Source organism: Prescottella defluvii, from assembly GCF_000738775.1.
Classification (GTDB): Bacteria; Actinomycetota; Actinomycetes; order Mycobacteriales; family Mycobacteriaceae; genus Prescottella; species Prescottella defluvii.
The window spans coordinates 1-212 of record NZ_JPOC01000105.1 but is presented as its reverse complement, the minus strand read 5'-3'; the positions used below and the strand labels follow the sequence as shown (position 1 = coordinate 212).

General features: G+C 72.6%; 1 pseudogene. It reads right to left on the bottom strand.

Going from position 1 to position 212, the window contains the following annotated elements:
- A pseudogene (locus tag IJ15_RS25000) lies at positions 1-212 on the bottom strand (glycosyl transferase); the annotation flags it as partial.

Genomic DNA, 212 nt, shown 5'->3' with positions numbered 1-212 from the left:
CCTGCCGCGGACTCTGGGTCGCCGGCCAGGGACTGGGTGGGGAAGTGGGTGAAGGCGTTGAGGTCGTTGCCGACCGGTCCGTGTTCGATCGACCGGTAGCTCTGGGGTCCGAGGAACTGCCACCACAGCGGGATCGCGACGATCGCGAGGGCGACGGCGCCGCCGACGCACAGTCCCTTGAACCCGCGCCGGGCCGCGGCGATCGCGGCGGC